Here is a 19,003-nt window from a genome sequence, read left to right as displayed (position 1 = left end):
GGTTAGCTCTCGCCCCCGGCGGAACCGGTGGTCCCCGCCGTGACGTCGTGCAACCGGTACTTCGCGATGGCCTGGCCGACGACACCGGGGTCGACGTCGCCGCGGCGGGCGAGCAGTTCGAGTGCACGCACCACCATCGACGGGCCGTCGATCTTGAAGAAGCGGCGGGCGGCGGGACGGGTGTCGGAGAAACCGAACCCGTCGGCACCGAGGGTCGCGAAGTCACCGGGCACGAACTGTCGGATCTGGTCCGGCACCGCGTGCATGAAGTCGGTGACGGCGATGAACGGGCCGGTGGTGCCGGCCAGCTTCTCGGTCACATACGGGATGAGCGGTGCGTCCTCCGGGTAGAGGAAGTTGTGTTCCTCGGCTGCGAGGCCATCGCGACGCAGCTCCGCCCATGAGGTGACCGACCAGACGTCGGCGGACACCCCCCAGTCCTCGGCGAGCAGTGCCTGCGCCTCAAGGGCCCATGGCACGGAAACGCCCGAGGCCAGGAGCTGCGCCTTCGGACCGGCCAGATCAGACACGCTGACGCGGTGGATGCCGCGCACGATGCCGTCCGCGTCCACGTCGTCGGGCTCGCGCGGCTGCACCTGCGGTTCGTTGTAGACGGTGATGTAGTACATGACGTTGGGGTCGGTGTGCGTTCCGCCGTACATCCGCTCGAGCCCCGAGCGCACAATGTGCCCGATCTCGTAGCCGTAAGCCGGGTCGTACGAGACCACGGCGGGGTTCGTCGAGGCCAGCAACGGTGAGTGGCCGTCGGCGTGCTGCAGGCCTTCACCGGTGAGGGTGGTGCGGCCGGCAGTGGCGCCGATCATGAAGCCGCGAGCCATCTGGTCACCCGCGGCCCACATGGCGTCACCCGTGCGCTGGAAACCGAACATCGAATAGAACACGTAGACCGGGATGAGCGGTTCACCCTGCGTCGCGTAGGCGGTGCCCACGTTGGTGAAGGCGGCCATCGCGCCGGCCTCGTTGATCCCGACGTGCAGGATCTGACCCTGTGGGCTCTCCTTGTACGCCAGCAGCTGCGCGTGGTCGACCGAGGTGTACTGCTGCCCGTTGGGGTTGTAGATCTTGGCGTTGGGGAAGAACGCGTCGATGCCGAAGGTACGGGCCTCGTCCGGAATGATCGGCACGATGCGGTTTCCGAAGTCCTTCGCGCGCAGCAGCTCCTTGAGCAGCCGGACGAAGGCCATCGTGGTCGCGATCTCCTGCGTGCCGGAGCCCTTCTTGGTGGGGGCGTAGGTCGCGTCATCGGGCAGGTTGATCTGCGTGTACTTGCTGCGCCGCTCCGGCACGTAGCCGCCGAGCGCGCGGCGACGCTCGTGCAGGTACTGGATCGCCTCGTCGTTCTCGTCGGGCTTGAAGTAGGGCGGGAGGTAGGGGTTTTCCTCGAGCTGGGCATCCGTAATCGGCATGTGTGTGCTGTCGCGGAAGGTTTTGAGATTGTCGAGGGTGAACTTCTTCATCTGGTGGGTCGCATTGCGGCCCTCGAAGCTCGGGCCGAGGGCGTAACCCTTGACCGTCTTGGCCAGGATGACGGTGGGCTGCCCCTTGTGCTCGGAGGCCGCCTTGAACGCCGCGTACACCTTGCGGTAGTCGTGGCCGCCGCGCTTGAGGTTCCAGATGTCGTCGTCGGTGTAGCCCTCGACGAGCTTGAGCGCGCGGGGGTCCCGGCCGAAGAAGTGTTCGCGCACGTAGGCTCCGCTTTCGGCCTTGTACGTCTGGTAGTCGCCGTCGGGCGTGGCGTTCATCAGGTCGCGGAGGGCGCCGTCGGTGTCGCGGGCGAGCAGTTCGTCCCACTCGCGGCCCCAGACGACCTTGATGACGTTCCAACCGGCACCGCGGAAGAAGCTTTCCAGTTCCTGGATGATCTTGCCGTTGCCGCGCACCGGGCCGTCCAGGCGCTGGAGGTTGCAGTTGACGATGAAGTTGAGGTTGTCGAGCCCCTCGTTGGCGGCAACCTGCAGCTGCCCGCGGCTCTCGACCTCGTCCATCTCGCCGTCGCCGAGGAACGCCCAGACCTGCTGGTCACTGGCGTCCTTGATTCCGCGGTTGGTGAGGTACCGGTTGGTCTGTGCCTGGTAGATGGCGTTGATCGGTCCGAGTCCCATGGACACGGTCGGGAACTGCCAGAACTCGGGCATCAAACGCGGGTGCGGGTAGGAGGACAGGCCGTTGGCGGCGTGTGACTTTTCCTGACGGAATCCGTCGAGCTGGTCGGCGGTCAGGCGGCCCTCGAGGTAAGCACGAGCGTAGGTACCGGGGGAGGCATGTCCCTGGATGAAGATCTGGTCTCCGCCGCCCGGATGGTCCTGGCCGCGGAAGAAGTGGTTGAAGCCGACCTCGTAGAGGGCGGCGGATGACGCGTAGGTCGAGATGTGGCCGCCGACGGAGATGCCGGGGCGCTGGGCGCGGTGGACCAGGACGGCGGCATTCCAGCGGATCCAGGCGCGGTACCGGCGCTCGATGTCTTCGTCGCCGGGGAAGTCGGGCTCATTGCCGGCGGCGATGGTGTTGATGTAGTCCGTGGTCGGCACCATGGGTACGCCGAGGTGGAGCTCCTTGGAGCGCTTCAGGAGCGTGAGCATGATCTCCCGACCACGCTGGTGGCCGTGGGCCGATACGAGCGCGTCCAGCGAATCCGACCATTCGGCCGTTTCCTCCGGGTCCGAATCCGTGCTGTTAACCGAATACGGGTCCTGGTCGTTGACAGTCACACTCGACCTCTCTCTGTTGGGCAGAACATAGGAACGAATCTGCCGGGTTAGCGGTGCCGGGTGGCGGTCGGGACACGACCGGTGGCACCACGCAAGCCTACAGATTATGCCTCCGGTCTGTGCACGATCGGTGAGCGCCGTTCGTGCCGGGAATCGGGGGGTCCCGGAACGGTCATCTTGGATCCCGCAGGTGGCGGGACTAGGCTGTGGCGTCGCCTTGCACTGTTCCAGTGGGCGCACGAAAGGAAGCGCTCCATGGCGTTGGAAAATGACACTCAGGCTCCTGATTTCGAGCTCTTCAACCAGTTCGGGGAGAGGGTTCAGCTCAGCGAGTTCCGTGGAAAGAAGTCGGTCGCCCTGGTTTTCTTCCCCCTCGCCTTCTCCGGGGTCTGCAGCGGCGAGCTGTGCGAGCTGCGGGACAACCTGTCGTTGTTCGCCGCCAACGAGGTGGAACTGCTCGGCATTTCGGTCGATTCCCGTCACGCCCTGCGCGCCTGGGGGGAGCAGGAGAGGTACACCTTCGATCTCCTGGCCGACTTCTGGCCGCACGGTGCCGTCGCGAAGGAATACGGGGTCTTCCTCGAGGAGAAGGGCTTCGCCAACCGGGCCACGTTCCTGATCGACCGTGAGGGGATCATCCGGGCCAGCTTCATCACCGCGCCGGGTGAGCCTCGGTCGCTGGAGGCCTACCGGGCGGCGATCGGCGAGCTCCAGCCGGTGTGAACCCCCGGCTGCAGTTCATCCGGCGCGCAGAATCTGTATGATGGTGCACGGCCTTCACCGGCCGTTGTGTCAGGGGCCTTTAGCTCAGTTGGTAGAGCGCCACGTTTACACCGTGGATGTCATCGGTTCGAGCCCGGTAGGGCCCACAAATAAAACCCCTGATCACGTGCGTCGCGAATGAGCCCGAGCCGAGTGCCACGACAGTTTTCAGGGAGACCACGTGAACCAGCCACGCATGAACGTCGAGTCGTTCAACCTCGACCACCGCACGGTCGTCGCGCCCTACGTGCGCCTGGCCGACACGAAGGTGCTGCCGCAGGGCGACACCATCGTGAAGTACGACGTGCGTTTCACGCAGCCCAACGCGCTGCACCTGGAGATGCCGGCGGTGCACTCGATCGAGCACCTCTTCGCCGAGCACTCCCGCAACCATTCCACCCGCGTCATCGACTTCTCGCCGATGGGCTGCCAGACCGGGTTCTACCTCATCCTGCAGGGGCAGCCGGAGTACGCAGAGGTTCTCGGGCTGATCGAGGCCACCATGATCGACATCCTCGGCGCCACCGAGGTGCCGGCCGCCAATGAGGTGCAGTGCGGCTGGGGAGCCAACCACTCGCTGACGGCCGCCCAAGACGCGGTGAGGGCGTTCCTGGCCGCCCGCGACGGCTGGACCACCGTCACAGCATGAGCCCCGTCGACGCGATCATTCTGGTCGCGATGGAGGAGGAGGCCGCTCCGTTCCTGGCGGCCGCCACCGCCGTCACCGCGCCGGTCACCGTCGGCATGGCCCGCCGACACCGCCTCACCCTGGCCGGGCGCGAGGTGCTGCTGGTGCAGAGCGGCATCGGGCTGGTCAACGCGGCCGGTGCGACAACATCCGCACTCCTCTTCGCACGCTCCGACGACCCCGCGGCGACGCCGCTGGTGATCAGCGCGGGTTCGGCCGGCGGGATCGGAGCGCAGGTCCAGGTGGGAGAGGTGGTCATCGGCAGCGAATACCTGAACAGCGACGCTGACGCACGCGTCTTCGGGTACGCGCTCGGCCAGGTGCCCGGCATGCCGGCCCGCTACGAGGGCGCGCCTGCGGCGCTCCGCCTCGCCGTGCCCTCAGCCCGGATGCCCGATGGTTCGGTGCTCGTCGTGCATCGCGGGCTGCTGGTCTCCAACGACGCTTTCGTGAGCGAGGAGCGCGCCGAGCTCCTCCGTGTGCTGTTCCCCGGGGTCCTCGCCACCGACATGGAGTCCGTGGGCGCAGCCCAGACCTGTTTCGCACACAAGGTGCCGTTCGTGGCCATTCGCGGTATCTCCGACCTGTGCGGACCGATCGACGACCACCTGGCCCACGTCGACGACGCGGCCGACCGCTCCGCCGCGGTCGTGTTGGAGACGCTGCGCCGGCTCGTCGACTGATCGCGGCCGGGAGCCCCACCATGACGGTGGTCCCGCCGCCGCGGGGTGACCCGGCGCAGGGTCGCCGATCGCTGCACGCTTCGGGGTTCCGCGCGATAACCTGAAACGGGCGCGGCTATCGAAAGTCGCTGCACGCGAGGGGATGCATCGCTGTCCCGCTGAGCCGAGCGCTCGGGAACATGAAGGGGGTGATCAGCGACATGTCGCTGCCTGATCGTCGATCCTTCGGCCTCGCCGTCGAGGAGTTGTCCAACGCACACCTGAACGGCACGGATCTGTGTTCGCCTTTTCTGAGGGTGCTGCCCGTCACGGGCGTGGCGATCTCCACCCTCGGAGGTCCCTTCGGCACCGAAACTGTGTGCGCGAGCGATGCGTCCGCCGCCCGGCTCGACGAACTGCAGTTCGACCTCGGCGAAGGTCCGTGCTGGGATGCCCTGGCGACCCACGTCCCGGTGCTCTCCGGCGACATCCGTCAGCACGGCAACCCGGTCTGGCCGGTTTTCGTGCAGACGCTCGACGGGACCGATGTGGGAGGCGTGTTCGCCTTCCCCATGGTCGTTGGATCATTGGACATCGGCGCAGTCGATCTCTACTCCCGCCGCCCCCGCACCCTGACCGGGCCGCAGATCGCCGACGCCACGACGATGGTCGGGATCGCGGCCCGCCAGGTTCTTCGGCGTGTCCTGCTCGCGCAGACGATGAAGCCGGACCCTGACGCCGACGAGGGCTACTCTCGACGCGTCGTGCACCAGGCGACGGGTATGGTGCTGGCCCAACTGAACCTGGGAGCCTCAGACGCCCTGCTGCTCCTCCAGGGCTATGCGTTCTCCCACGCTCGCACCGTCCGCGAGGTGGCGGACGATGTGGTGGCTCGAAAACTTGATTTTACTTCAGAATTCGACGGGTCCTAGGATGGAATTATGGTGACGAGAACACGCGAGGGTCAGCTGGTAGAGACCTTCGTCACGCTGGCCGACACGCTCGTCGTCGGGTACGACGTCGTTGACCTGCTGCAGACCCTCGTGGACACGTGCGCCACCCTCTTCGAGGCTTCCGCGGTCGGAATCATCCTGAGCGCCGGCAACGAGAACGATCTCGAGGTCGTGGCCTCGACCAACGAACGCAGCCGGCTGATCGAGATCCTCCAGCTGCGGGCCGACAACGGGCCCTGCGTCGAGTGCTTCACGACGGGTAAACCGGTGGCCATCCCCGACCTCGATGTCCTCGCCCCGGCGTGGCCACGGTTCCGGGCGGGAGCCCTCGAACTCGGCTTCAAATCGATGCACTCGGTTCCCCTGCGGTTGCGCGCGACGACCATCGGATCGCTCAATCTCTTCTGGGATCGCCTCGGTGGCCTGGGAACGGAAGACCTGCGCACCGTCCAGGCGCTGGCCGACACCGCCACGATCGGCATCCTCCAGGAGCGTGCCATCAGAGAGGGCGACGTGGCTCGGGCTCAATTGCAGCACGCGCTCAGCAGCCGCGTACTGATCGAGCAGGCCAAAGGCGTCGTCGCCTTCACGCACATTGTCGATATGGACGGGGCCTTCGCGATCCTGCGTCAGTATGCCCGCAACAACGGCCGGCCGCTGGTCGAGGTTGCCGAACAGGTAGTGAAGCGCGCTCTGACCCTGTAGTCCCGGCAAGGACTACTATGAAGGAAGGCCCTGGACCCCGGCTGCACGTGCCTTATCCGTGAGCAAGCAGGGGCCTACCATGAAGCGCATATTTCACCCCGGCGGGTCAGTCGTCACGGGCGATGACCTTGCGGTCGCCGTCATGTACTACGCAGAGGCGCTGAGCCTCCGCCCCCAGGTCGATGTCGTCGACCTTCCGATCATCGACGACACCGGCCTCGTCGGTCGGGTCCAGATCCTGATCGGTGGATCCGGCCGACTGGGCTGCATCACCGTCGAATCCTGTCTTTCGGAGCTGCTGGAGCCGGACACGGTGGACACTCTCCGCCACAAGGCTCGGGCCGGCACGGCCTCGGGTCGCGCCTCGTGGACGGGTGACGGCCTGGACTCTCCCCAGTTCGACGAGTTCGACTACTGATCGGGCAAGGCCGCGGCCGGGACTTTCGGCACTGGTCCAACGGCTCGGCGCGCGACATCGTGTACCTTTCTGCCCGCTGTGCCGGGGACTGGAGGAGGCCCGAATGGACGACCGTGTCGTAGTGGGGATCAGCGGCCGACCGGCGGCCCGCGCTGCGCTTTACTGGGCGATCGATTATGCGCGTCCCCGGCGGTTGGAGATCGAATTGGTGCACGTCGTCGATGCGACCTTCGGCACGACACCGGCCGGGTTCCTGCACTCGGCCCGCGATCAGGCCCACTCTCTGCTCACGCGTGAAGCCGAGGAGGCCTTGAGCGTCGCGCCAGCCCTGACCTTCCACACGACGGTCCTGGAGGGCTCGCCCACCGGCGCGCTCACCGACTGGGCCGTCGGCGCTGAGCTCCTGGTCGTTGGTTCGCATGCCCTGGGTCGGTTTCGCGACTATGTCTTCAGCACCCATGCCGCGCAGATCGCCGCGCACGCCGCCGGTTCCGTCGTCGTCGTGCCCGAGCAGGAGGAAAAGGGCGGCGCCGGGGTCGTCGTCGGAGTGGACGGCTCCGAGGCGTCACTCGCCGCCGTACGATTCGCCGCCGAGCAGGCGGACAGACTGGGCGAGCGGCTGACGGCCCTGTACTGCTGGAGCGCACCGGCGCCGTGGACCGAGGACAGTGCCATGATCGATTGGCCGATGGAGCCCGATGAGGCGGACCGCCTCGTCCTCGCCGAAGCGGTGGCCGGACTGGCCGAACGCTACCCGGACCTGGACCTCGACCTGCGGCTCGACCTCGGGTTGCCGGTGGACGCTCTCGTGACGGCGGGGACCGGTGCCCGGCTCCTCGTCGTGGGCAGCCACGGTCGCCAGGGGTTCGCCCGTTTCTGGTTGGGTTCCGTCAGCCACGTGATCGTGCTGACCATGCCCTGCCCGGTCGCCGTGATCAGGGCCGCCGTGACCGGCACCGACGCGACCGAAGCGGGACCGGGCCCCGAACCCCGGTAATCAAACGGTCCGTGTCAGTCGGATCGGGCGATCAGCACCGGCAGATTGATGTTCATCAAAACGTCGTGGGTGACCGAACCGATCACCGACTGGGTCGCGGGCCGCGGATGTGAGACTCCGAGCACGAGCAGGGCCGCCTCGCCGGCGGCATCGAGCAGAGCCTCGGCCGGCGGAAGGTGCACCAGCCGGGGGTGCACGAGCACGCCGGGGGTGGTCGTGGCCGCCAGTGTCGCCGCGGCCTGGAGCACGTGCTCTGCCGCCCGGGTGGACTCGGGCAGGGCCGGGGATCCGGGCTCCGCACCCAGAATTGACGGCGCATGCACGAGGATCAGCTCCTGGCCGAGCCGGTGCGCCTCTCGGGCTCCGCGGCAGACGGCCGAGGTGGACCCTTCGAAGCGGTCGACCCCCACGACGACTCCGCGCCGACCGTCGCCGGTGGTTTCCGGCACCACGGCGACCGTGCAACCGGCGGCCGCGGCGATTTGAACGCTCCGCGAGCCGAGCACGCGTCCGCGCAGGGAGCCTGTCTTGTGGGTTCCGACGACCAGGACGTCGCCGGATGTCGGCACGGCGGCGAGCGTCCAGGCCGGTGACCCGTGCAGGACCAGCGCGCCGATGTTCAGCCCGGCGTGCGTCCGCGCCGCGTCGACCTCCCGCACGAGCAGGCTGTCCGCCCGGCGCTCCGCTTCCCGCGCGTAGTCGGGACCCAGCAGCCCCCACTCGTCGTCGACGACGTGCACCAGCACCACGGGGGACCCGGCCGCCTCCGCCCGGGCCAGACCCCAGCGCACGGCCGCCCGGCTCGGATCGGAGCCGTCGAAACCGATGTAGTAGGTGCTCATCGCTTCTCCGTGCCTTCCGCGGAATGCGGCTGTGACTCGGCGCGTTCGCCGGCGGGGCGGGGCACCACCGCGACCGGGCACGGCAGGTTCATCAGCACGTCGTGGCTGACCGAACCGAGGAAGAGGCTGCCGACGGCCCCGCGGCCGTGCGTGCCGACGACGACGAGGGAGGCCGCCCGGGACGCGTCCACGAGCACGGATGCCGCGGTGCCCTGCTCCAGCACCTCGGTGATATGCAAGGAGGGATGCGTGTCGCGAACCCTCCGCGTGGCCCCGGAGAGGATGTGCGCGTGGGCATCCCGCATCTCCTCATAGGGCAGGACGGCGCCGAATTCGACGGCCACCGTCGCGGGGATCGTCCAGGAGTGGACGATCTCGAGAGGCGAATGGAAACGCTCGGCCTCGCGAGCCGCGAAGTCGACGGCAACGAGAGCCGTCACGTCGTCCTCCATCCCCACGACGATGCTGCCGCCACGCGCCTGCCAGGTGACGGGGACGACGATGACGGGGCACCGGGAGTGGGCTGCGAGGCGAAGGGGAAGGGTGCCGAAGACGGTCCCGGCGAGGACGCCGGTCTTCCTGGTGCCGACGACCAGGAGGTCGGCGGTCGCCGATGCCCGGGCCAGTTCGTCGAGCGGGACGCCATGGCGGATGTATCCCGTCTTCCGGCAGGTGGGGGCCACCTGCTCGACCCGTCGAATGGCTTCCGCGAGCGCGCGCTCGTAGGCCGGCTGACTGGAGTAGTCCGATCCCTCGGCGGGGTACCAGCCCAGATCCACCACCGTGGTGAGTTCCAGGCTGACGGGTGTGCCCTGCAGCCGTTCGAGCGTCACGACCCTGTCGAGGGCCCACTCGAGGGCCGTCTTGCTGGCTGCGCCGCCGTCGATGGCGACGATCACTTTTTCGACCATGGAGGTGACCCCTGCTCTGGATGGAATCGCACCGGACAGTCCGATCCACGTCAGGGTGGCAGTGCGGGCGTGTCCGGGACAGGGCCGAAGGTCCCGTGCGGGTAGTATCCCCGCTACCAGACGAGAGGCGATCCCCGGCCATGTCCCACGAACGTATCCCACTCACCCTGAACGAACCTCCAGAGCTTGCCCCGGGGACGGTGTTCAACCCCCGCGCGCGCCTGCACGGCCCTCGGACGTCGCGGTGGGCGGCCGCATCCGCGGATTTCATCGAGGGTCTGCGCGGAGAGACGACCAACGACCCGCTGATATTGCTGACAGATATTTTCGCGTTGGCAGCGGACGCCGAACTGGTCTGTCTGGTCGGGACGCGTGTTGTTGCTCCGGGGGTTGTCGTTCCGGGCGGCGACGCGGACGCTGAGGAGGTTGTCGTCGTCCACGCGGTGAACGACGGGCCCGCCGGGGAACTGCAGGGCCTGGCCTTCCCTGCGAGAGGGAGCCTGTGCGGGCGGGCGATCGCCTCAGGCCGACCCGTCCTCGTCGGCAGGGGAGACCGCGAGGCTACGGGCTCGGAGTTGCTCCTGATCGGCGGGCCGACGATGGTCGTCCCCGTCGGGGGATCCGGGATATCCGGTCGGCCCGCCCTGGCTCTGACTGCCGCCCGGTCGTGCGGGGCACCCCCGTTCACGGCTGGGGACCTCGAATCGGCCGGTGATTTCGCCCGTCTGGTAGACGCGGGCCTCCAGCTCGAGCGGAACGGCTCGGACCGTGCGCGCTTGGCGGTGGTCGCCGACCGCGACCGGATCGCACGTGAGCTGCACGACCGGGTGATCCAGCGGGTCTTCGCTGCGGGGCTCGCCGTGCAGGCGCTCGGCGGGATGACGACGGACCCGGTGCTCGGGCAGCGGTTGACCGATGAGGTGGGAGCCCTCGACGCCGTCATCACCGAGATCCGCACTGCGATCTTCGCGTTGTCGTTCCAGGCGCACCCCGTCCGTCCGTCCGTCCGGCGCCGTATTCTCGACCTGCTCGACGAACTCGGGCCTCTCTTCGAACACCCGCCGCAGATGCTCTTCTCCGGTGCGATCGATCTGCTCGTCACCGCCCCGCTGGCCGACGATCTGGTCGCCGTGGTGCGGGAGGGGTTGACCAACGTGGTCCGCCACGCGCGGACCCGGGATGCGGAGGTGAGCGTCTGCGTCGCGGCCGACACCGTCACGATTGAGATCAGCGACAACGGGGTCGGCCTGGGCGGCTCCGAGCGTCGCAGCGGCGTCGCCAATCTGTCTTTCCGTGCCGAACGCTGGCAGGGGATGGTGTCCCTCACCGACCGGGTGCCTCGCGGCGCCCTGCTTCGCTGGACCGCCCGCCTGGCCGATGTTCCGGTACGGAGCGACCGATGACGCGCGTGTTCGTGGTCGACGACCACGAAATCGTCCGCGTCGGACTGGCCGGGCTGATCAACGCCGAAGGCGATCTGGAGGTGGTGGGGGAGGCGGCAACGAAGCGGCAGGCCCTGGCCAGGGTCGCCGCGACCCGGCCGGACGTCGTGGTCCTCGACGTGCGGCTCCCTGATGGAAGCGGCATCGACGCCTGCCGGGACATTCGCTCGAGGGATCCCGGCATCCGGTGTTTGATGCTCACCGCGTTCGACGACGACGAGGCAAGCCGCGCGTCCGTCCTCGCCGGGGCGTCCGGGTATGTGCTGAAGGACATCCGCGGCGAACGTCTGGTGGCGGGAATCCGGCGGGTGGCCCAGGGGGAGTCGCTGCTCACCCCGCTGCTGGACGGCCGGGTCGCAGCCTCGCTGGGGCTGGACCGGGGTGACTCTGCCGCCCGCGCGCTGACGACGCGGGAACGGCAGGTCCTCGATCTGATCTCCCGGGGACTCACCAACCGGCAGATCGGGGTGCACCTCGACCTGGCCGAGAAAACGGTGAAGAACTACGTGTCGGGGGTGCTCAGCAAACTCGGCATGGAGCGCCGAACCCAGGCCGCCGTTTTCGGGGCGGAGTTGCACCGCCGCGAGGGCGAGCCCTCCGCTCGATTTCGACCGGGCTCTCCCGGTACGCTGGCCGGATGAAACCGCATCGTGTCAACCGGGTCGTGCCCGGACCGGGCCAGGAATCGGTCTGGGACTACCCGCGACCACCCCGCGTGGAGCAGAGTACCGACCGGGTCGTCGTCACCATCGGCGGCCTGGTCATCGTCGACACGGACGACGCCGTCCGGGTGCTCGAGACCAGCCATCCGCCGGTCTACTACCTGCCGCGCTCCGCGTTCCGCGCGGGAAGCCTCGAACCGGCACCCGGACAGTCCTACTGCGAGTTCAAGGGTGCGGCGTCTTACCTGAGCGTGTTTGCCCCGGGACGCCTGGAGGTGGCGGCCGGATGGTATTACCCGTCGCCGACGCGTGGCTTCGAAGACCTTGTCGAGCGCGTCGCCCTGTACCCCGGACGGATGGACGAAGTCACCGTGAATGGGGAACGGGTGCTGCCGCAGCCGGGCGACTTCTACGGCGGCTGGATCACCTCCCGGGTGGTCGGACCGTTCAAGGGGGCTCCAGGCAGTCTCGGCTGGTGAGGCTCTTCCACGCGCCACCGTTCGGCGGCCCGGTCATCACGCCTCGGACCCACGGTGAGAATTTCTCGCTGGATTCGCGGCTTGCCCGACCTGAACCAGACGGGCCTCGACGGCTCCGACACCCCAGGACGCCCCGGCGACGACCTGGCAGCCGGGCTGGCAGGGTGTCATTTTGGCTAACGTCGGCGCAGCTCCGGCACCGGTAGGCTTGCGAGGTGTCAGTCTCGCTCGCCGATGTAACTCGGATCATCCATGAATTGTGGCCGTTGTCCGGTGCCGAATCCTGGGACGCCCCGGGGCTGGTGTGCGGCAACCCCGGCCGGTCGGTTGAATCGATCCACCTGGCCGTGGACGCGGTCTCCGCGACCGTGGACGAGGCCGTCGGACACGGCGCCGACCTGTTCCTGGTGCATCATCCGCTGTTACTGCGCGGGGTGACGTCGGTCGCCGAAGACCGCTACAAGGGAGCCCTGCTCGGTCGGCTGATCCGGGCGGACTGCGCCCTTCTCGCGGCGCACACCAACGCCGATGTCGTCGTCGATGGGGTCTCGGACATCCTCGCCACCCGCCTCGGCCTTGTCGACGCCGCACCCATCACTGCGGGCTCCGCGCCGGGAACGGGAATCGGCCGGGTCGGCCGGCTCGCGCAGCCGACCAGCCTGGGCCAGCTGGCGCACCGCCTCGCCCAGCTCCTGCCGGCCACCGCCGGCGGCGTGCGGGTCTCGGGGGAGTACGGCAGCGTCGTCGAAACCGTCTCACTCTGCGGCGGCGCCGGCGATTCTCTCCTCGGCCATCCCGCCGTCCAGGGATCGGATGTCTACATCACCGCCGATCTCCGGCACCACCCGGCCTCGGAAGCTCGCGAGCAGGCCGGACTGACCGGCGGCACGCCCGCCCTGATCGACGTGTCGCACTGGGCCAGTGAATGGCTCTGGATCGAGCCGGCCGCCGATCAGCTCCGGGCCGCCCTGCCCGGTGTGCGCATCACCTGCAGTTCCCTGCGCACGGATCCCTGGGACTTCGCGATCGTGCAGTAGCCTGCCGATGGAGTTCAGATCCGCCCCCACCGCACGCTCAGATTCACTATTCGCAAAGGTCAGGACAACGTGAAGGCATCCCCAGTAGAACAGAAGGAGCTTCTCCGGCTTCAGGCACTCGACATCAGACTGCAGCAGGTTGGGCACCAGTCGAAGGCCTTGCCCCAGCACGCCGAGCTCCGGGAACTCACCCAGTTGTTCGACACCACCCGGATGGCACTGAGCACCCGCGCCGGTGAACGCGATGACGTTCGCACCGAGCTGGCGCGGATCGAATCCGACGTCGACGTGGTCGAGAAGCGCATCGCTCGGGACAGCGACCGGGTACAGCACACGTCTTCGGTTAAAGACGTGCAGGCACTGGAGACTGAGCTCGCTGCGTTGCGCAAGCGCCTTCTGGCGCTCGAGGAGATCGAGATCGCGGTCATGGAGCGGCTCGAGGAGAGCGATGCGGCGGTAGCAGCGGTGGAGGCGGAGCGGGATGCCATCGCGGGCCGGATCCACGAGGCCGAGCAGTCGCGGGACGCGAGCCTCGCCGATCTGACCCGGCAGCTCGGCGAAATCCGCCGGGACCGGGCCGCCGTCGCCGGCAGCGTCACCGAGGACCTCGCCGCCCTCTATGAGAAGCGATTCGTGACGGGCCGGGGCAACGCCGCGGCGCTGTTGCGGGCGCGCACCTGCAGCGGCTGCACGATGACGCTCACCGGCAGCGACCTCGACGCCGTGCGTTCCTCGCCGGCGGACGAGGTCCTGTTCTGCCCGGACTGCGGGGCGATCCTGGTGCGTACGGAGGAATCCGGGATCTAGGTGGAATCCGCCCCTGCCTGCGGCCTGTATTCTGGACTGTGGAATGGGTCGGCAAGACGGTCGCGTCATCCGTTGCCCCTCGGGTCAGCGGATGCCGAGGAACGTCCGGGCTCCGCAGAGCAGGATGGTGGGTAACACCCACCCGGGGTAACCCGCGAGACAGTGCCACAGAAAGTAAACCGCCTCCGGTTTCGGCCGGCGGTAAGGGTGAAACGGTGGTGTAAGAGACCACCAGAGACCAGGGTGACCTGGTCGGCTAGGTAAACCTCGTCCGGAGCAAGGTCAGACAGGAAACGCCAAGGCGGCTCGCCGAGTTTCCGGGTAGACCGCTAGAGGGCTGCGGCAACGTAGTCCCAAGATAGATGGCCGTCCAGGGTGCTTCGGCACCGGGACAGAACCCGGCGTAATAGCCGGCCCATTCCACTTTCCAGCCTCAGGGCGCCGCGCCGCACCGATCACGGCCGGAGCAAGCAGGCCTGCCTTGCCCAACCGCTCGACACGTTCTTTGTTGCTCGGGGCCCAGCCGCCTCCCGGTTTGCGGGGGGTCATGAGCCGCAGGAATAGGTCCGCGTCGAGGCGGTGCGGGACACTGTCGAACCAGCCGAAGCAGACGGCCTTTTCCACGGCGTCCTCGTACCGATCAGCCGGTTCGAGAACGGGAAGGTCCACGATTCGCCGGACCACTCGAGCCGCTCCGGGTCAGTCCCGGTGCTTGACGGCGAGGGCGGCGGCGCCGAGGATTCCCGCATTGTTGCGGTGCACGGCCGGGATGATGGCCGTTTTCAGCCGGAGCAGTGGCAGGAAGTCCTGGTGGTGCTTGGACACGCCGCCACCGACGATGAAGAGGTCAGGCGAGAACAGCGCTTCCACGGTCGAATAGTACTTCTGCAACCGACCGGCCCATTTCTCCCAGCTCAGGTTTTCGCGTTCCTTGGCGGAGTACGCAGCCTTCGTCTCGTAGTCGACGCCGTCGATCTGCAAATGACCGAGTTCGGTATTCGGCACGAGCACTCCGTCGTTGAGCAGTGCCGTACCGATTCCGGTGCCGAGGGTGGTCATGATGACCACCCCGCTCACACCCTTTGCCGCACCGAACTGCGCTTCCGCATAACCGGCGGCATCCGCGTCGTTCACGAAATGAATGGGGTGGCCGAGACCCTTCTCGAAGAGCTTCTCGGCAGCGAGGCCGATCCACTTGTCCGACACGTTGGCGGCCGACATGGTGTGGCCGTTCTTCACAACCGCGGGGAAGCAGATGCCCACCGGCAACGCGCCGGCACCCTCCTCAGCGGAAATCGTGGCCAGCAGGTTTCTGGTCGTCTCGATGATGTCGGCCGGGCGGCCGCCTTTGGGCGTGGGCAGCTTCACCCGAGCGGACAAGAGCTGGCCGGTGGACAGATCGACCACCGCTCCCTTGATGCCGGTGCCGCCGATGTCGATGCCGATAGCCATGGTTGAACTCATAGAAGAAACCTACCGGTTGTCAGGGGAGGGTGAGAATCTCGGCGCCGCGCTCGGTCACCATGAGGGTGTGCTCGAACTGGGCGGTGATGCTCTTGTCCCTGGTCGTCACGGTCCAGTCATCCGCCCACATGTCCCAGTCGCTGCCGCCGAGGGTGAGCATCGGTTCGATCGTGAAGACCATGCCGACCTCCATCACGGTGTCGTAGACGGGAGCGGAGTCATAGTGGGGGATGATCAGGCCGGAGTGGAAGGCCTCGCCGACGCCGTGACCGGTGAAGTCGCGCACGACGCCGTAGCCGAACCTCTTGGCGTAGGACTCGATGGTGCGGCCGATCACGTTCACCTGGCGCCCGGGAGCAACGGCCTTGATACCTCGGGCGAGGGCTTCCCGGGTGCGTTCGACGAGGAGTTTGACCTCGTCCCGGGCCTCCCCGACGATGAAGGTGGCGTTCGTGTCGCCGTGCACGCCGTTCTTATAGGCGGTGATGTCGATGTTGACGATGTCCCCGTTCTCGAGGACGGTGTCATCGGGGATGCCGTGGCAGATGACCTCGTTCACGGAGCTGCACAGCGATTTGGGAAACCCGCGATAGCCGAGCGTCGACGGGTAGGCGTCTCGCTCGATCATGAACTCGTGGCCGATCCGGTCGAGTTCCTCCGTCGTCACGCCGGGCCGGATGGCCCGTCCGACCGCCTCAATGGCCAAAGCGGCAATCCGGCCGGATTCGCGGATGAGCTGGATGCGCTCGGGGGAGTACACATCCGATCCCGTGAAGGGCGACGGCATGTCCTTCCCGACGTACTCCGGGCGCACGATGTGGCGGGGAACGGACCGGAGCGGAGAAACCGCTCCGGGGAGGAGGTGACCGACAGAATCCTTAGGCATAAGATCAAGCTTATGTCCGAAAACATCGATCACCAGTTCTGGTACAACATGCGCTCGGGCGCGGTCGAGCAGGGGATGCAGTCCCCCTCCACGGACCGTGTCGGGCCGTTCACCACCCGGGAGGAGGCCGTCCACGCTTTGGCGAAACTGCGCGCGAATAGCGCCAAATGGGCCGCCGAAGAGGCCGAGAACGAGCGCTAGGTCCGATCGCTGCGGGACTGCCCGTAGCTGTGGGACTACTCGTAGCTGTGTTCCGGCGCCGGGTAGGCGCCGGAACTGACGTCGTCCTTGAACCGGTGCACGGCATCCGTCAGCACGCCGCGCAGATTCGCGTACTGCCGCACGAACCGGGGCACCCGCCCCTCGGTCATGCCGGCGAAATCCGTCCACACCAGCAGCTGGCCGTCGACGTCGGGTCCCGCGCCCACGCCGATCGTGGGGATTTCGAGGCGTGCGGTGACCAGTGCCGCCACCGTCGCCGGGACCATCTCGAGGACGACCGCGAACGCGCCGGCGTCCTGCACCGCGAGGGCGTCTTCGATCAGCTGGTCCGCGGCCTCGCCGCGCCCCTGGATCATGTGCCCGCCGAGGCCGTGCTCGCTCTGCGGGGTGAAGCCGACATGCCCCATCACGGGGATCCCCGAAGACACGATGCGTTTGATCTGCTTGTGGCTGCGCACCCCGCCCTCGAGCTTGACCGCGTGGGCCTGCGCTTCCTTCATGAAACGCACGGCGGTGTGCAGGGCCTCGCTCTGGCCGGTCTCGTATGAACCGAAGGGCATATCCGCGACGACGAGCGCGCGGGTGACGGCGCGCGCGACGGCCCGAGTGAGCGGGATGAGTTCGTCGACCGTCACCGGCAGGGTGGTCTCGTAGCCGAACACGTTGTTTCCGGCGGAATCGCCCACCAGCAGGAAATCGATGCCGGCCTGGTCGAAGATCTGAGCCGTGAGCATGTCGTAGCTGGTGAGTCCCGTGATCGGGATGCCCTGCTGCTTGGCGTTGTGAAAATGGCGCGTCCGCACCCGTTTGGGTCCGGACTGCACGGGAACGAAGGGATTCAGCTCGCTGACGGGCTGGGGGGCATCCGGAACGGTCGACTCTGGCATGCCTCAAGTGTAGTCAAGGCGCGTTCGCGCCGATCGGCGGCCGGTTTCGCCCGAGAATCGACGTCAGACAGTAGCCTAGGGAGCGACAAGAAAGGGCGTGAATGGACAAGCAGCGCGACTTCGTTCTTCGGACCATCGAGGAACGGGGAATCAAGTTCATCCGACTCTGGTTCACGGATGTCGTCGGCACCCTCAAATCGGTGGCCATCGCACCCGCAGAGGTTGAGGGCGCATTCGCTGAGGGGCTCGGTTTCGACGGCTCGGCGATCGAGGGTCTCACCCGGTCGTTCGAGGCGGATGTGCTCGCGCACCCGGACCCGACCACGTTCCAGATCCTGCCCTGGCGGGGAGAGATCGACCCGACCGCCCGCATGTTCTGCGACATCATGACGCCCGACGGCCAGCCGGCCGTCGCCGATCCGCGAAATGTGCTCAAGCGCACGCTGGCCAAGGCGGCCGATCGCGGATTCACTTTCTACACCCACCCCGAGATCGAGTTCTACCTGCTCAAGTCCTCCAAGTACGGCAAGAACGGCCCCGTCCCGGTGGACCAGGCCGGCTACTTCGACAACGTCCCCGGCGGCACGGCCCACGATTTCCGGCGTCGGTCGGTGCGGATGCTCGAAGACCTCGGCATTTCAGTGGAATTCAGCCACCACGAGGCTGGTCCCGGTCAGAACGAGATCGACCTGCGCTACGCGGATGCGCTGACCACGGCTGACAACATCATGACCTTCCGCACCGTCATCAAAGAGGTGGCCATCGAGCAGGGCGTCTACGCGACGTTCATGCCGAAGCCGATGTCGGAGCACCCCGGGTCAGGCATGCACACTCACCTGTCCCTGTTCGAGGGCGACACCAACGCGTTCTTCGAGGCGGGCGCCCAGTACCAGCTCTCCAAGACCGGCCGCCAGTTCATCGCCGGGCTGCTCAAGCACGCCCCGGAGATCACCGCCGTCACGAACCAGTTCGTCAACTCCTACAAGCGGCTGTGGGGCGGGGACGAGGCACCCAGCTTCGTCTGCTGGGGTCACAACAACCGGTCCGCCCTGATCCGAGTGCCGCTCTACAAGCCCAACAAGGGCCAGAGCGCCCGCGTCGAGTACCGGGCCATCGATTCGGCCGCGAATCCGTATCTCGCGTATTCGCTCATGCTGGCCGCCGGGCTCAAGGGGATCGAAGAGGGCTACGAGCTCCCCCCGGAGGCCGAAGACAATGTGTGGGGCCTGAGCGACACCGAACGTCGCGCTCTGGGCTACCGGCAGCTTCCGGCGAGCCTCGACCACGCGATCCAGTACATGGAGGAGTCCGAACTGGTCGCGGAGACGCTGGGCGAGCACGTGTTCAACTATGTGTTGCTCAACAAGCGCCAGGAGTGGAAGGAGTACCGCTCGCAGGTCACTCCCTTCGAGCTCGACAAGAACCTCCAGATGCTCTGATACCGGAAAGA

At 67.3% G+C, this 19,003-nt stretch carries 20 protein-coding genes, 1 tRNA gene and 1 other RNA gene; 16 read left to right on the top strand and 6 right to left on the bottom strand.

Annotated elements, in window-relative coordinates; translation table 11 throughout:
* Positions 1 to 2: 2 nt before the first annotated feature.
* Positions 3 to 2,729 (bottom strand): pyruvate dehydrogenase (acetyl-transferring), homodimeric type, encoded by a 2,727-nt coding sequence (aceE, locus tag E3T23_RS10060; RefSeq protein WP_134370233.1) that lies wholly within the window; start codon positions 2,727 to 2,729, stop codon positions 3 to 5.
* Between the two features lie 255 nt (positions 2,730 to 2,984).
* Here aceE and E3T23_RS10055 point away from each other — a divergent pair, with 255 nt between their 5' ends.
* From E3T23_RS10055 to E3T23_RS10020, 8 genes are all read left to right on the top strand, one after another.
* Positions 2,985 to 3,452 carry a peroxiredoxin gene (locus E3T23_RS10055; protein WP_134370232.1) on the top strand — a complete coding sequence of 156 codons (468 nt, stop codon included), beginning with the start codon at positions 2,985 to 2,987 and terminating at the stop codon, positions 3,450 to 3,452.
* Between the two features lie 73 nt (positions 3,453 to 3,525).
* Positions 3,526 to 3,598: transfer RNA gene (locus E3T23_RS10050), tRNA-Val, on the top strand.
* 89 nt (positions 3,599 to 3,687) lie between these two features.
* Positions 3,688 to 4,140, top strand: a complete 453-nt coding sequence (locus tag E3T23_RS10045; protein WP_134370405.1) for an S-ribosylhomocysteine lyase — start codon at positions 3,688 to 3,690, stop codon at positions 4,138 to 4,140.
* The gene (gene mtnN / locus E3T23_RS10040; protein WP_134370231.1) at positions 4,137 to 4,862 is read left to right on the top strand and encodes a 5'-methylthioadenosine/S-adenosylhomocysteine nucleosidase; all 726 of its coding nucleotides are present in this window, start codon (positions 4,137 to 4,139) and stop codon (positions 4,860 to 4,862) included. Before E3T23_RS10045 ends, mtnN begins: the two co-directional genes overlap by 4 nt.
* 200 nt (positions 4,863 to 5,062) lie before the next feature.
* The gene (locus E3T23_RS10035) at positions 5,063 to 5,773 is read left to right on the top strand and encodes a GAF and ANTAR domain-containing protein (protein ID WP_134370230.1); all 711 of its coding nucleotides are present in this window, start codon (positions 5,063 to 5,065) and stop codon (positions 5,771 to 5,773) included.
* 9 nt (positions 5,774 to 5,782) lie between these two features.
* A complete protein-coding gene (locus E3T23_RS10030; RefSeq protein WP_134370229.1) occupies positions 5,783 to 6,499 on the top strand; it encodes a GAF and ANTAR domain-containing protein in 717 nt (238 codons plus the stop codon).
* Between the two features lie 79 nt (positions 6,500 to 6,578).
* Positions 6,579 to 6,917, top strand: a complete 339-nt coding sequence (locus E3T23_RS10025) for a hypothetical protein (RefSeq protein ID WP_134370228.1) — start codon at positions 6,579 to 6,581, stop codon at positions 6,915 to 6,917.
* Positions 6,918 to 7,020: 103 nt separating this feature from the next.
* Entirely contained in the window at positions 7,021 to 7,914 is an 894-nt protein-coding gene (locus E3T23_RS10020) for a universal stress protein (RefSeq protein ID WP_134370227.1), read from the top strand.
* Between the two features lie 14 nt (positions 7,915 to 7,928).
* Here E3T23_RS10020 and E3T23_RS10015 read toward each other — a convergent pair whose 3' ends face one another.
* A complete protein-coding gene (locus E3T23_RS10015; RefSeq protein WP_134370226.1) occupies positions 7,929 to 8,756 on the bottom strand; it encodes a universal stress protein in 828 nt (275 codons plus the stop codon).
* Complete coding sequence (locus E3T23_RS10010) at positions 8,753 to 9,667, bottom strand: universal stress protein (RefSeq protein ID WP_134370225.1); 915 nt, start codon at positions 9,665 to 9,667, stop codon at positions 8,753 to 8,755. The genes E3T23_RS10015 and E3T23_RS10010 overlap by 4 nt, the downstream gene beginning before the upstream one ends.
* A 140-nt stretch (positions 9,668 to 9,807) precedes the next feature.
* Here E3T23_RS10010 and E3T23_RS10005 point away from each other — a divergent pair, with 140 nt between their 5' ends.
* The 6 genes from E3T23_RS10005 to rnpB all read left to right on the top strand — a co-directional run bounded on the left by E3T23_RS10005 (position 9,808) and on the right by rnpB (position 14,516).
* Complete coding sequence (locus tag E3T23_RS10005; RefSeq protein WP_166806265.1) at positions 9,808 to 11,070, top strand: sensor histidine kinase; 1,263 nt, start codon at positions 9,808 to 9,810, stop codon at positions 11,068 to 11,070.
* Positions 11,067 to 11,750, top strand: a complete 684-nt coding sequence (locus E3T23_RS10000) for a response regulator (RefSeq protein ID WP_134370223.1) — start codon at positions 11,067 to 11,069, stop codon at positions 11,748 to 11,750. The genes E3T23_RS10005 and E3T23_RS10000 overlap by 4 nt, the downstream gene beginning before the upstream one ends.
* Complete coding sequence (locus tag E3T23_RS09995) at positions 11,747 to 12,250, top strand: DUF427 domain-containing protein (RefSeq protein WP_134370222.1); 504 nt, start codon at positions 11,747 to 11,749, stop codon at positions 12,248 to 12,250. The genes E3T23_RS10000 and E3T23_RS09995 overlap by 4 nt, the downstream gene beginning before the upstream one ends.
* 215 nt (positions 12,251 to 12,465) lie before the next feature.
* Entirely contained in the window at positions 12,466 to 13,287 is an 822-nt protein-coding gene (locus tag E3T23_RS09990) for a Nif3-like dinuclear metal center hexameric protein (RefSeq protein ID WP_134370221.1), read from the top strand.
* 69 nt (positions 13,288 to 13,356) lie between these two features.
* Entirely contained in the window at positions 13,357 to 14,094 is a 738-nt protein-coding gene (locus E3T23_RS09985; RefSeq protein WP_134370220.1) for a zinc ribbon domain-containing protein, read from the top strand.
* Between the two features lie 44 nt (positions 14,095 to 14,138).
* Positions 14,139 to 14,516, top strand: an RNA gene (gene rnpB / locus E3T23_RS09980) — RNase P RNA component class A.
* 277 nt (positions 14,517 to 14,793) lie between these two features.
* Here rnpB and ppgK read toward each other — a convergent pair.
* Positions 14,794 to 15,546, bottom strand: a complete 753-nt coding sequence (gene ppgK, locus E3T23_RS09975) for a polyphosphate--glucose phosphotransferase (protein ID WP_277612463.1) — start codon at positions 15,544 to 15,546, stop codon at positions 14,794 to 14,796.
* A 31-nt stretch (positions 15,547 to 15,577) separates the two neighbouring features.
* Positions 15,578 to 16,444: a type I methionyl aminopeptidase gene (gene map, locus E3T23_RS09970; protein ID WP_134370218.1), complete on the bottom strand. Its 867-nt coding sequence runs from the start codon at positions 16,442 to 16,444 to the stop codon at positions 15,578 to 15,580.
* Between the two features lie 12 nt (positions 16,445 to 16,456).
* Here map and E3T23_RS09965 point away from each other — a divergent pair, with 12 nt between their 5' ends.
* Positions 16,457 to 16,645: an SPOR domain-containing protein gene (locus E3T23_RS09965; RefSeq protein ID WP_134370217.1), complete on the top strand. Its 189-nt coding sequence runs from the start codon at positions 16,457 to 16,459 to the stop codon at positions 16,643 to 16,645.
* A 35-nt stretch (positions 16,646 to 16,680) separates the two neighbouring features.
* Here E3T23_RS09965 and panB read toward each other — a convergent pair whose 3' ends face one another.
* Positions 16,681 to 17,553: a 3-methyl-2-oxobutanoate hydroxymethyltransferase gene (gene panB / locus E3T23_RS09960; RefSeq protein ID WP_134370216.1), complete on the bottom strand. Its 873-nt coding sequence runs from the start codon at positions 17,551 to 17,553 to the stop codon at positions 16,681 to 16,683.
* A gap of 101 nt (positions 17,554 to 17,654) precedes the next feature.
* Here panB and E3T23_RS09955 point away from each other — a divergent pair, with 101 nt between their 5' ends.
* Complete coding sequence (locus E3T23_RS09955; RefSeq protein ID WP_134370215.1) at positions 17,655 to 18,992, top strand: glutamine synthetase family protein; 1,338 nt, start codon at positions 17,655 to 17,657, stop codon at positions 18,990 to 18,992.
* Positions 18,993 to 19,003: the final 11 nt, after the last annotated feature.

The organism is Cryobacterium cheniae (assembly GCF_004403395.1).
GTDB classification, from domain to species: Bacteria; Actinomycetota; Actinomycetes; order Actinomycetales; family Microbacteriaceae; genus Cryobacterium; species Cryobacterium cheniae.
This window is presented reverse-complemented; position numbering and strand designations above follow the sequence as displayed.